Here is a 12,027-nt window from a genome sequence, read left to right as displayed (position 1 = left end):
GCAGCCTGCAGGCCACCGTACGGCCCTCTTACATCCAGTAAACTTTGATCAAAGGGGAGGGCGGAGTAGTGAGAATGCTTTTATTTGCAGTGCTGCTGCTGTCGGCAGCAGCACAGGCTGACACTATCTACTTGTGTAAGGCCTACAACGACAGCACCTTTTGGTCCAAGGCCCATTGCAACCAGCACCAAGCCTTTATCGAGCGGATTGTCAGCGTTCCGGATGGAATGCCGTTTGAACAGCAAATCAACCTTGCCAAGGGCGAAGTAAACGCTGCCTCGGCGGCGGCGCAGCGGCAAGCCCAGGCTCAGCAGGTCGAGCGAAATACCCGCTGCCTCCAGTTGCATGCGGAGCGGGCCGAGATATGGAGCCGTTATGAGAACCGGCAGTTGCAGCCGATAGAGATCATCAATACGGACCAGATGCGTTGGAAGGGCATTCGTGCCGAGCAGCAGCGATTGGGCTGCTCCATGCAGTAGATGACTTTCAACAAGGGGAATTGAATATGAGCCTTGATGACAGGGATTGGTATCGGGATATCCAGCGTCAGCGAGCTGATCTAAGACCCAAATGGAATCTATGGAGGAGCAAGCGCAAGCAGCAGACTCCCGACCCTCGCTACTTCCCGAAGCAGTTTCGAGACTCCCGATCCAACGCGCAGCGCCGGCGGGATTCAACCTACGACGATGAGTTTCGCCAGCCCGCAAAGACTTGGCATCCGATCCTGATTGCCATGGTCTGGACCGTTGTACTGTTGGTCCTGTTTGTCATCTTCAAAAAGTCCGGTGGCTAATGCAACAGGCCTTGGACTATTGGTGGCCCGCGTAAAATAGGGAGTTTCAACGGATGGCCCGTCCACCGTCATCCCCACCCGAACCAGGCCGCAACCAGTGACCCTGCACCTTACCCAGTTTGAGGGCGGCAATGCCCTTAGCGACTTCCGCGCCCAGCAACTTCTGCCCAAACTTCAGGCGGTCCACGACAGGATCAGCGGCGTCGCCGCCCGATTCGTCCATCTGGTGGCATCCGCCGAGGCCCCGGGCGATGCGGAGCGGGCGCAGCTGGCGGCCCTGCTCACGTATGGCGAGCCGTACCAGGCGCCGAAAGGCGCCGCCGATGGCGCGCTGGTGGTTGTCACACCGCGTTTTGGCACCGTCTCGCCCTGGGCGTCCAAGGCGACCGACATCGCCCACAACTGCGCGCTGGCCGTCAAGCGCATCGAGCGCATCACCGAGTACCGGCTCACGCTAAAAGCCAGTTTGCTCGGCAACCCGGCGCTGAACCAGGAGCAGCTGCTGCAAGTGGCGGCCGTGCTGCATGACCGCATGACCGAGAGCGTCATGTTCGACCGCGATGCGGCCGCCGGTCTGTTCACCGAACTGCACGCCGCGCCCATGGCCTATGTGGATGTGCTCGAAGGGGGCAGGGCGGCGCTGGCACAGGCCAACAGCCAGTTCGGCCTGGCGCTGGCCGGCGATGAAATGGACTACCTCGTGGCCGCCTTCACCCGGCTGGGGCGCAACCCCAGCGATGTGGAGCTGATGATGTTTGCGCAAGCCAACAGCGAGCATTGCCGGCACAAGATTTTCAACGCCGAATTCACGATCGACGGCGCGGTGCAGGAACGCAGCCTGTTCGGCATGATTCGCCACACGCACCAGGTCAGCCCGCAGCACACGGTGGTGGCGTACTCGGACAACGCCGCGGTGATGGAAGGCACGGCCATTGAGAGATTTATAGCAAAATCACCCTCCAGCCCCGACGGGGCGGGCGCAGTAAGCTATCAAAAACATAGTGCTTTGAGCCACGTACTGATGAAGGTGGAAACCCACAACCACCCCACCGCGATCTCGCCGTTCCCGGGCGCCTCGACCGGCGCGGGCGGCGAAATCCGCGACGAGGGCGCCACCGGGCGCGGCTCCAAGCCAAAAGCGGGGTTGACGGGCTTTTCGGTGTCCAGACTCTGGGACGGCTGGTCCGACCAGCCGGGCGGCAAGCCCGGGCACATCGCCAGCCCGCTGCAGATCATGACCGAGGGCCCGCTCGGCGGCGCCGCCTTCAACAACGAATTTGGCCGGCCCAACCTGCTGGGCTACTTCCGCGAGTACGAGCAGACCGTGGCGTCCGACGTTGACACGATCCGGCGCGGCTACCACAAGCCCATCATGATCGCGGGCGGCCTGGGCGCCATCGACGCCGGCCTGACTCACAAGATTGACTTCCCGGCCGGCAGCCTGCTGATCCAGCTTGGCGGCCCGGGCATGCGCATCGGCATGGGCGGCAGCGCGGCCAGTTCCATGGCCAGCGGCGCGAATGCGGCCGAACTGGACTTCGATTCGGTGCAGCGCGGCAACCCCGAGATCGAGCGCCGGGCGCAGGAGGTCATCAACCACTGCTGGGCGCAGGGCGAGGCGAACCCGATCCTCGCGATCCACGACGTGGGCGCCGGCGGCCTGTCCAACGCCTTTCCCGAGCTGACCAACGACGCCGGGCGCGGCGCACGCTTCGACCTGCGCGCCGTGCCGCTCGAAGAATCCGGCCTGGCGCCCCGGGAAATCTGGTGCAACGAAAGCCAGGAGCGCTATGTGCTCGCGATCGCGCCCGAATCGCTCGCGCAGTTCCAGGCCTTGTGCGAGCGCGAACGCTGCCCGTTTGCCGTGGTCGGCGTCGCGACCGAAGAGAGAGACCTCATAGTGTCTGATAGCGAAGTGGCCGCGCGCCGCGCAGGGCGCGCTTCCGAAGCAAGCGCAGCCCCCTCGGGGGGCAGCAAGGACACGTCAGTGGCCAGCAGGGGGGCTCCAGTTCACATGCCCATGAACGTGCTGCTGGGCAAGCCGCCCAAGATGCACCGTGACGTCACCACCGTGGCGCGCCACTTCAAGCCGATCGACCTGAGCGGTGTCGGCCTGCAGCAGGCGGCGATCCAGGTGCTGTCCAGTGCCACCGTCGCCTCCAAGCGCTTCCTCATCACCATTGGCGACCGCACCGTGGGCGGCCTGTCGCATCGCGACCAGATGGTCGGGCCGTGGCAGGTGCCGGTGGCGGATTGCGCCGTCACGCTGGCCGATTACAAAGGCTTCGCCGGCGAGGCCATGAGTCTGGGCGAGCGCACGCCGCTGGCGGCCGTCAACGCGCCGGCATCCGGCCGCATGGCGGTGGCCGAAAGCATCACCAATTTGCTGGCCGCGCCGATCGAGCTGGCGCGCGTCAAGCTCTCCGCCAACTGGATGGCGGCCTGCGGCGAACCGGGGGAGGACGCCGCGCTGTACGAGACCGTGCGGGCCGTCGGCATGGAGCTGTGCCCGGCGCTGGGCATCGCCATCCCTGTGGGCAAGGATTCGCTCTCCATGCGCACGCAGTGGAGCGCGCCGCAAGGCGAGACCGGTACGGACGACGCATCCAGAACAGTCACTTCACCCGTCAGCCTGATCGTGACGGCCTTCGCCACGCTGGCCGACGTGCGCGGCACGCTCACGCCGCAACTCGACGCGACCGAGGCCGACACCACGCTGGTGCTGATCGACCTCGGCCGGGGCCAGAACCGCATGGGCGGCAGCATGCTGGCGCAAACGCTGGAGCAGGTCGGCGACGCCGTGCCCGACCTCGATGACCCGCAAGACCTGGTCCGCCTGGTCAACGCCGTGAATGCGCTGCGCGCGCAGGGCAAGATCCTGGCCTACCACGACCGCAGCGACGGCGGCCTGTTCGCCACTGTGTGCGAGATGGCGTTCGCGGGCCACGTTGGGGTGTCGCTGAATGTGGACCTGCTGGTGACCGAGAGCGACGGCATTGCCGACAGCCGTGCCGAGTATGGCGATGCCAAGAACTGGGCCGGCCAGGTCAGCGCGCGGCGCGAAGAACTCACGCTCAAGGCGCTGTTCAGCGAGGAGCTCGGCGTGGTGCTGCAGGTGCGCACATCCGAGCGCAACGAGGTGATGCAAACCCTGCGCGAGCACGGCCTGAGCCGGCACAGCCATTTTGTCGGCAAGACGCGGCCGGTCACTTCATCCATTGATGCCGGCAAGGGGCAACTGCAGATCTGGCGCGACACCAAGGCGGTGTTCAGTGCCAGGCTGCAAGACCTGCATCAAACCTGGGATGCGGTGAGCTGGAAGATCTGCGGGCAGCGCGACAACCCGGCGTGCGCGGACGCCGAACACGCCGCCGTTGGTGAGCCCAATGACCCCGGACTCCACGTCCAGCTTGCACCAGATGCTTTTGAAAATGTAGCAGCCCCGTATCTGAACCTGAGCCGCCCCAAGGTGGCCGTGCTGCGCGAGCAGGGTGTCAACTCGCATGTGGAAATGGCCTATGCCTTCACCGAGGCGGGTTTTGAAGCCTTCGACGTGCACATGACCGACCTGCAGACCGGCCGCGCCAAGCTGCGCGACTTCAAGGGCGTCGTGGCCTGCGGCGGTTTCAGCTACGGCGACACGCTGGGCGCGGGCATCGGCTGGGCCCGCTCCATCACCTTCAACCCGGCACTGGCGGAGCAGTTCAAGGCTTTCTTTGCGCGGCCCGACACCTTCGGCCTGGGCGTGTGCAACGGCTGCCAGATGTTTGCCGAGCTGGCCGACATCATCCCCGGCGCCCAGGACTGGCCGCGCTTCACCACCAACCAGAGCGAGCGTTTCGAGGCGCGACTGTCGATGGTGGAAGTGCTCGATTCGCCCAGCCTGTTCTTTGCGGGCATGGCCGGCAGCCGCCTGCCGATCGCGGTGGCACACGGTGAAGGCTTCGCCAATTTCGGGCACCGGGGCGACGCCGCCCGCGCGATTGCGGCGATGCGCTTCACCGACAACGCAGGCAGAGCCACCGAGGCCTATCCGTTCAATCCCAACGGCAGTCCCGGCGGGCTGACGGCGGTCACGACGCAGGACGGCCGCTTCACGGCCATGATGCCGCACCCCGAGCGCGTGTTCCGCAACATCCAGATGAGCTGGACCTCGGGCGACCCGAGCGCCTTCAGCCCCTGGCTGCGGCTGTGGCAGAACGCACGGCGCTGGGTGGGCTAGTTTTGCAGCCCGCGACGATCCCGCGGCGCGGCGAGACAATCGGCGGCCACGGCCGGCGCGTCAATGCGGCTTGATCGCCACCTTCAAGACGCCGTCGCGCTGGTTGGCGAACAGCTCGTAGGCGGCCACGATGTCGTCGAGCTTGTAGCGATGCGTCACCATCACGCCCAAGTCCACGCGGCCCGATGCCACGATGTTGAGCAGGCGCCGCATGCGTTCCTTGCCGCCAGGGCACAGCGCCGTGTTGATCTTGTGGTCGCCCAAGCCGGCGGCGAAGGCCGATAGCGGGATCGTCAGGTCGCTCGAATACACGCCCAGGCTGGACAGCGTGCCACCGGGCTTGAGCACGCGCAGTGCCGACTCGAACGTGCCCTGTGTGCCCAGCGCCTCGATCGACGCATCCACGCCGCGCCCGCCGGTCAGCTTCATGATCTCGTCAACCACGTCGCATTGCTTGAAGTTCAGCGTAACGTCGGCGCCCATCTTCTTCGAGATGGAGAGCCGGTGCTCGTTGCCGTCCACCGTGATGATGGTGGACGCGCCCAGCAGGCGCGCGCCCGCCGTGGCGCACAGGCCAATCGGGCCCTGCGCGAACACGGCCACGGTGTCGCCGATCCGGATGTTGGCGTTCTCCGCGCCCTTGAAGCCGGTGGACATGATGTCGGGGCACATCAGGACCTGCTCGTCCGTCAGGCCATCGGGAATCGGTGCGAGATTCGCCTGCGCGTCGGGCACCAGCACGTATTCGGCCTGCGTGCCGTCGATCAGGTTGCCGAAGCGCCAGCCCGCCGTGGCCTTGTAGCCGTGGCAGCCGCACAGGCCGCGCGCCACCAGATAGCTGCCGTCCTGCGAGGGCACGCCATCCTGCGCGGCGTAGGAGTTGAAATTGGGGCAGATGGCGCCGGCGATCACGCGCTGGCCTTCGCTGTAGCCCTGCACGGCGCTGCCGAGCTTCTCGATCACGCCGACGGGCTCATGACCAATCGTCAGGCCCTTGGCCACCGGATACTCACCCTTGAGGATATGCACGTCCGTGCCGCAAATGGTCGTGGTGGTGATGCGGATCAGCGCATCGTTCGGGCCCACGCCGGGAATCGGCTTGTCGGCCAGCTCGATGCGGCCGGGTTCGATGAATACGGCGGCTTTCATCATGGCAACCATTTGTATCTCCTTGTCCGTAATGCACGGTATGCAAAAGAAGTCAATCTAGCACCGGCGTGGGCGGCGCGGCGCATCCCTGCTCGCCAACGCCTGACCTATGTCAAACATCCGGGCGAAAAAGGCTGGCCGTTGCGCAGCGCTTGCCACCGAAACGGACATGCGCGCATACTTGAATTGCGAACAGTTTCACTCAATCGGGCAGGAGGGTGACGCCGCTGGCTGCCGCTCACGGAACTGCTCGTATCCTCGAAGATGCAAAGGAGAATAGTCAATGGGCTGGACTCGTGCACAGATCAACGTCGTCATCGCGGCCTATCTGGGCTGGACCCTCGACGCCTTCGACTTCTTTCTCATGGTGTTCGTGCTCAAAGACATTGCGGCCGAATTCAATACGGGAATTCCGGCGGTGGCTCTCGCGATCACCTTGACGCTGGCGGCGCGCCCTCTCGGGGCCTTGATTTTCGGCAAGCTCGCCGACAAATACGGGCGCCGTCCGACGCTGATGCTCGACGTCGGGCTCTACTCGATTCTCGAACTGCTGTCAGGCTTCTCGCCGAACCTGACCACGCTGCTCGTGCTGCGCTTCCTGTTCGGCATCGCGCTGGGTGGTGAATGGGGTGTTGGCACCGCGCTGGCGATGGAGACCGTGCCGCCGCGCGCACGCGGCTTCGTGTCGGGGCTGCTGCAGGCGGGTTATCCGAGCGGCTATCTGCTCGCATCGATCGTGTTCGGCACGCTGTACTCGCACATCGGCTGGCGCGGGATGTTTTTTGTCGGCGTCATTCCTGCGCTGCTCGTGCTGTACATCCGCACCAGCGTCCCCGAGTCACCCGCGTTCGAGGCCATGGCGAAGAAGCCGCGCCCGGGCCTGCTGGCCACGTTCAAAAGGAACTGGGTCCTCTCGATCTACTGCATCGTCCTGATGACCGCATTCAATTTCTTCTCGCACGGCACACAGGATCTGTATCCGACCTTCCTGCGCGAGCAGCATCATTTCGACCCGCACACCGTCTCGATCATCGTCATCATGCTGAACATCGGCGCGATCATTGGCGGGCTGACCTTCGGCTCGCTGTCGGAGAAGCTGGGCCGGCGGCGCGCGATCTGCATCGCCGCGCTGATCGCGCTGCCGGTGATACCGCTGTGGGCGTTTTCCAGCGGCGTGCTCGCGCTGGCGCTCGGGGCCTTCCTGATGCAGATCTCCGTGCAGGGCGCGTGGGGCGTGATTCCGGTGCACCTGAATGAAATCTCGCCGGAGGCCATCCGCGCAACCTTTCCCGGGCTCGTATACCAGCTTGGCAATCTGCTCGCCTCTGTGAATGCGACGGTGCAGGCGTCGTATGCCGTGGCCAACGGCAACAACTATGGGCAGGCGCTGGCCGTGGTCGGCGGCAGCGCAGCGGTTGCGATTGCGGTGCTGATCTGGTTCAGCCGCGAGCAGCACGGCATCGACATGACTCACGCGGCAGAACGGGTCGCCGCGGCACACTGACGACGCCGGCGCGGCACCTGCATGGCGCCGGCCCCCGGCGGCCATCCCGTCAGCCGCGCAGGAATTTCTCGATACTGGTGGCCAGCGCGACCGGCGTCTCGTTCATCGGGTAGTGGCCCGCATTGGCCATCACATCCAGCGTGGCGTTCGGATACCACTGCATGTAGGTGTCCTTCATGGCCGCAGCGCCCAGCGCCGGGTCGTGCTCGCCGACGATGACCTTGATCGGCACCGGGTTGCCCTGGATCTGCGCGTGAAAGTCGGTTTTGGCCCAGGCCGTCAGGTAGGCCGCAAAAGCGTCTTCATCGGACCCGGCCAGCGACGCGGCCACCATCTGGTCCAGCCAGACACTGGACAGGCGGTTCCCGGTGGTCAGGTCGATGATGCCCTTGCGCGCGCCGGCGTCTTTCGCCGCGCTGGAGAAGAAGGCCCAGCCCGCATCATCGAACGGCACGCCGCTGGCCGGTACCGGTGTGATCGCCACCAGTTTCTCGACGCGGGCCGGCGCATCCACCAGCACGCGCTGGATCGCACTGCCGCACATCGAGTGGCCGATCAGGCTGAAGCGCCGCCAGCCCAGGCCATCGGCCAGCGCCAGCGCGTCCTGCGCGATTTGCGCCATGGTGTAGGGGCCGCCGCTGCCCTTCATGCCGCCGTAGCCGCGGCAATCCATGAAGGCGTAGCTGAAGCTTTGCGTATCCAGCACGTCCACCAACGGCCCCCAGCCTTTGGCGCGGCCAAACCAGCCGTGCAGAGCAATGACCTTGCGCGGGCCCGTCCCGATCAGCAGATGTGTGTTCATGGTGTGAGGTCTCCTTGGGTTGTTGGTGTGAAGTGAATTATCCGCATCCTGATCGGTCATGGATCGGTTATGGTTTGCGGATGAACCCGGCGTCCATTCCACTGACTGCGTCCCGTCATCGCTTCGACGGCGTGGATGCCCTGCGCGGGTGCGCCATCGTCTGGATGACGGTCTTTCACTTCTGCTTCGACCTCAACCATTTTGGCTACCTGCGGCAGAATTTCTACGCCGACCCGTTCTGGACCTGGCAGCGCACGGCCATCGTGAGCCTGTTCCTGTTCTGCGCCGGGCTGGGGCAGGCCATCGCCGTGCAGCAGGGGCAAAGCTGGCCGCGCTTCTGGAAGCGCTGGGCGCAGGTGGCGGGGTGCGCACTGCTGGTCACGGCGGGCTCGTTGTGGATGTTTCCGGACAGCTTCATCTACTTCGGCGTGCTGCATGGCATTGCCGCGATGCTCATCATCGTGCGCCTGTCCGCACCCTGGGGGCGCCGCCATCCGCTGGGCCTGTGGCTGCTTGGGGCGCTCGCCATTGCTTCCAAATTCATAGCTGCGTATGCGCTAGAGACAGGGGCTGTGGCTCATTTTGCTGAAATTTTCAACGCCAGGTCGCTGAACTGGCTGGGCCTGATCACGCGCAAGCCCATCACCGAAGACTACGTGCCGGTGCTGCCCTGGCTGGGCGTGATGTGCTGGGGCATGGCCTGCGGCCAGTGGCTGTTTCGAGCCCGCCCGCATTGGCTCAGCGCCGCCATGCCCCGCCCGGCGGCGCCACTGGCCTGGCTGGGCCGCTGGAGCCTGTCCTGGTACATGCTGCACCAGCCGGTACTCCTTTCAATCGTTTGGGCTGCGCATCAATGGACACATCGATAGCTCCGCACAAGCCAAAGGCCAATTCTGGAGTTTTATACTGTTGACAGCAATGACGAAGCACCTGGCGATCGAAACGGACGCGTCCGTCGGCCTGAAGGCACTCGAAGCGCGACTGTGCGAAGACCTGGCGTGGCTCGAACTGCCACCTGGCAACTGGATGCCGTCCCATCGCCAGGACGGGCGCGAGGTGCTCGACGTCGCGATCATCGGCGCCGGCATGGCCGGGCTCGCCGCCGCGGCCGCGTTGCAGCGCATTGGTATCGCCGCGACCCTCTTTGACCGTGCACCCGCCGGCTATGAGGGGCCATGGGCGACGACAGCACGGATGGAAACGCTGCGTTCACCGAAGCAACTGACCGGTCCGGCGCTGGGCCTGCCAGCGCTGACGTTTCGGGCCTGGTTCGAGGCGCAGTTCGGCGTCGATGCATGGCAGCGGCTCGACAAGATTCCCCGCCTGCAATGGATGGACTACCTGCGCTGGTACCGGCGCGTGCTGGCGCTCGACGTTCGCAACGAGCACGACGTGCGGGCGATCGTGCCGCGCGCTGACGGTGTCGTCGAACTCGACATGGAATCGACGCTCGGGCACCAAAACCTTCTCGCCCGCCGGGTCGTGCTCGCGACCGGCCGCGACGGGCTCGGCGGCGCCTACGTTCCTGAATTCGCCGAAGGCCTGCCGCACGCGCGTTGGGCCCATTCGTCGGACCCTTTCGACGCCGCGAGTCTTGCCGGCTTGCGGGTTGGCGTCATCGGTGCCGGTGCCTCGGCGATGGACAGCGCGGCAACCGTGCTGGAGGCCGGTGCCGCGAGTGTCGATCTGCTGATTCGCCGTGCCGACATTCCGCGCGTGAACAAGGGCAAGGGCGCCGGCAATCCCGGCCTGACCTTCGGTTTCGTCGACCTGCCGGACGACTGGAAGTGGCGCATCCGCCACTACCTGCATTGCGAGCAGACGCCGCCGCCGCGTGCCAGCACCTTGCGCGTGTCGCGCCACCCGAACGCACGTTTTAACCTGGGCTGCGCGATTCTCGACGTGCAATCGGCCGGCGAGGAGCTCACGGTACGCACGTCCAAGGGCGTATTCAGCTTCGACTTCATGATCTTCTCGACCGGCTTTCGCATCGACTGGTATGCACGCCCCGAGTTCGCTGCGCTGGCGCCGCACGTGCGCGCGTGGAAGGATCGCTACCGGCCGCAGCCTGGTGAGGAAGACCGCGAGCTGGCGGATTCGCCCGATCTCGGCCCGGCATTCGAGCTGTCCGAGAAGACGCCGGGTGAATGCCCCGGCCTGTCGCGCGTGCACTGCTTCTGCTACCCGGCCGCCTTGAGCCACGGCACCGTCTCGGGCGACATCCCGGCCATCAGCGACGGCGCGACGCGCCTCGCGCAAGGCATCGCCAGCCTCTTCTATCGCGAGGACATACAAACTCACTACGATCGGCTGCAAGCCTTTTCCGAGCCCGAAGTGTTCGGCGACGAATGGGTCCCCGCAGAGCCGCCACGAACCTGAACCGAACCGCTCATGACATCACCAGCACCATTCCGTGACGACGCCACTGACCTCATCGACCGGCTTGCCGGGATCGAAAACGGCAGCCCGATGCAGGGCTTGCGGCATCAGCGCGACAAGGTCCGTGCCGCGACGCAAGGCAGCTACGAGGCCTTGTTCGACCCGGCGCTTGACGGCCTTTCGGTCCCCGAGCGGCTCCTGGTCGCACTGTTTGCCTGCAGGCTGACTCCGGCGCCCGAACTGGCCGCGCACTACCACGAGCGAGCGGTGGCCGCGTGCGCCGATGCGCAAGCGATCGCCGCGGTCGCCACCGGCGAGCCCGGCGAGATCACCGAGCCGCGGTTGCACGCGATGCTGTCGTTCACGCGCAGCCTGGTCGAGCACCCCGTGGACGGTGACCGGGCCGCATTGCAGGCGCTGCTGGCGGCAGGCATCACGACTGCGGCCGCAATCGCACTGGCTCAGCTGGTCGCCTTTGTGTCGTACCAGACACGCCTCGTCGCCGGACTCGGTGCGATTCAGATGGAGGGCCATGTGGGATGAACGAAAAGACCGCCGACGAACCGATCCGCTCGCACGGTTTCACCAACGAGACGCTGGGCTGGAAGGCCTGGCTCGATGTGGTCGATCTCGCTGCGGCGACGCCGCAGCAAATTGCGGTGCTCGAGGAGAGCCATCCGCAGGCCCAAACTTCGGAGTATTACCGGGCGCTGGTGCATCAGCCCGAGATCCTGCGCCAGCGTTCGGCCGCATTCAACTCGATCATGTATGCGCCGGGCGGCCTGCCCCGCGCCGAACGCGAACTGGCCGCGACAGTCACGTCGCGTGTCAACGGTTGCGTCTACTGCGGCTCGGTGCATGCACAGCGGTTCGAACAACTGGCCAGGCGCCGCGACGTCATACAGCAGGTGTTCGACGACCCCGAACGCGCCGGAACGACCGAGCGCGAACGCGCCATCGTGCAGTTCTCGGTCGAGTTGACCGCGTCGCCCGCCAAGGTCTCGGCCGCGAGCATTCGCAACTTGCGCCGGGCCGGGCTGAGCCCGCTCGAAATCCTCGACCTGATCCATTCGGTGGCGATTTTCGCGTGGGCCAACCGGTTGATGCTCAACCTTGGTGAACCGGTCCACCCGGCACCGCCTGGCTGATCGCCTCTCACAATAACTGGCAGCAAATAA

General features: G+C 65.4%; 10 protein-coding genes. 8 read left to right on the top strand and 2 right to left on the bottom strand.

Annotated elements, in window-relative coordinates; genetic code table 11:
- Positions 1-74: 74 nt before the first annotated feature.
- From B0E49_RS05645 to purL, 3 genes are all read left to right on the top strand, one after another.
- Entirely contained in the window at positions 75-479 is a 405-nt protein-coding gene (locus tag B0E49_RS05645) for a hypothetical protein (protein ID WP_077561053.1), read from the top strand.
- A gap of 26 nt (positions 480-505) precedes the next feature.
- The gene (locus B0E49_RS05640; RefSeq protein WP_077561051.1) at positions 506-793 is read left to right on the top strand and encodes a hypothetical protein; all 288 of its coding nucleotides are present in this window, start codon (positions 506-508) and stop codon (positions 791-793) included.
- Between the two features lie 97 nt (positions 794-890).
- On the top strand, positions 891-5,015 hold the full coding sequence (gene purL, locus B0E49_RS05635; RefSeq protein WP_077561049.1) for a phosphoribosylformylglycinamidine synthase: 4,125 nt from the start codon (positions 891-893) through the stop codon (positions 5,013-5,015).
- A 60-nt stretch (positions 5,016-5,075) separates the two neighbouring features.
- Here the strand turns inward: purL and B0E49_RS05630 are convergent, their stop codons facing one another.
- The gene (locus B0E49_RS05630; protein ID WP_077561043.1) at positions 5,076-6,176 is read right to left on the bottom strand and encodes an NAD(P)-dependent alcohol dehydrogenase; all 1,101 of its coding nucleotides are present in this window, start codon (positions 6,174-6,176) and stop codon (positions 5,076-5,078) included.
- Between the two features lie 271 nt (positions 6,177-6,447).
- On the opposite strand from B0E49_RS05630, the gene B0E49_RS05625 reads away from it, so the two are divergent.
- Positions 6,448-7,668, top strand: a complete 1,221-nt coding sequence (locus tag B0E49_RS05625) for an MFS transporter (protein ID WP_077561041.1) — start codon at positions 6,448-6,450, stop codon at positions 7,666-7,668.
- 49 nt (positions 7,669-7,717) lie between these two features.
- Here the strand turns inward: B0E49_RS05625 and B0E49_RS05620 are convergent, their stop codons facing one another.
- A complete protein-coding gene (locus tag B0E49_RS05620; RefSeq protein WP_077561039.1) occupies positions 7,718-8,470 on the bottom strand; it encodes an alpha/beta fold hydrolase in 753 nt (250 codons plus the stop codon).
- An 80-nt stretch (positions 8,471-8,550) separates the two neighbouring features.
- Here B0E49_RS05620 and B0E49_RS05615 point away from each other — a divergent pair, with 80 nt between their 5' ends.
- Genes B0E49_RS05615 through B0E49_RS05600 form a run of 4 tightly spaced genes read left to right on the top strand, consistent with a single transcriptional unit; the run spans position 8,551 to position 11,997 of the window.
- Positions 8,551-9,339 (top strand): acetyltransferase domain-containing protein, encoded by a 789-nt coding sequence (locus tag B0E49_RS05615; protein ID WP_144264454.1) that lies wholly within the window; start codon positions 8,551-8,553, stop codon positions 9,337-9,339.
- A 49-nt stretch (positions 9,340-9,388) separates the two neighbouring features.
- Positions 9,389-10,849 (top strand): FAD-dependent oxidoreductase, encoded by a 1,461-nt coding sequence (locus tag B0E49_RS05610; protein ID WP_077561037.1) that lies wholly within the window; start codon positions 9,389-9,391, stop codon positions 10,847-10,849.
- A gap of 12 nt (positions 10,850-10,861) precedes the next feature.
- Complete coding sequence (locus tag B0E49_RS05605) at positions 10,862-11,392, top strand: CMD domain protein (RefSeq protein WP_077561036.1); 531 nt, start codon at positions 10,862-10,864, stop codon at positions 11,390-11,392.
- Entirely contained in the window at positions 11,389-11,997 is a 609-nt protein-coding gene (locus B0E49_RS05600; protein WP_077561034.1) for a peroxidase-related enzyme, read from the top strand. The genes B0E49_RS05605 and B0E49_RS05600 overlap by 4 nt, the downstream gene beginning before the upstream one ends.
- Positions 11,998-12,027 lie beyond the last annotated feature (30 nt).

The sequence above is a fragment of the Polaromonas sp. C04 genome (assembly GCF_002002705.1).
In the GTDB taxonomy this organism is placed as follows: domain Bacteria; phylum Pseudomonadota; class Gammaproteobacteria; order Burkholderiales; family Burkholderiaceae_C; genus Rhodoferax_A.
This window is presented reverse-complemented; position numbering and strand designations above follow the sequence as displayed.

Excerpts from the sequence above, each read along its gene's own strand:
- B0E49_RS05645 (WP_077561053.1), top strand. The coding sequence starts at position 75 with ATGCTTTTATTTGCAGTGCTGCTGCTGTCGGCAGCAGCACAGGCTGAC.
- B0E49_RS05640 (WP_077561051.1), top strand. The coding sequence starts at position 506 with ATGAGCCTTGATGACAGGGATTGGTATCGGGATATCCAGCGTCAGCGA.
- B0E49_RS05630 (WP_077561043.1), bottom strand. The coding sequence starts at position 6,176 with ATGGTTGCCATGATGAAAGCCGCCGTATTCATCGAACCCGGCCGCATC.
- B0E49_RS05625 (WP_077561041.1), top strand. The coding sequence starts at position 6,448 with ATGGGCTGGACTCGTGCACAGATCAACGTCGTCATCGCGGCCTATCTG.
- B0E49_RS05620 (WP_077561039.1), bottom strand. The coding sequence starts at position 8,470 with ATGAACACACATCTGCTGATCGGGACGGGCCCGCGCAAGGTCATTGCT.
- B0E49_RS05615 (WP_144264454.1), top strand. The coding sequence starts at position 8,551 with ATGAACCCGGCGTCCATTCCACTGACTGCGTCCCGTCATCGCTTCGAC.
- B0E49_RS05610 (WP_077561037.1), top strand. The coding sequence starts at position 9,389 with ATGACGAAGCACCTGGCGATCGAAACGGACGCGTCCGTCGGCCTGAAG.
- B0E49_RS05605 (WP_077561036.1), top strand. The coding sequence starts at position 10,862 with ATGACATCACCAGCACCATTCCGTGACGACGCCACTGACCTCATCGAC.
- B0E49_RS05600 (WP_077561034.1), top strand. The coding sequence starts at position 11,389 with ATGAACGAAAAGACCGCCGACGAACCGATCCGCTCGCACGGTTTCACC.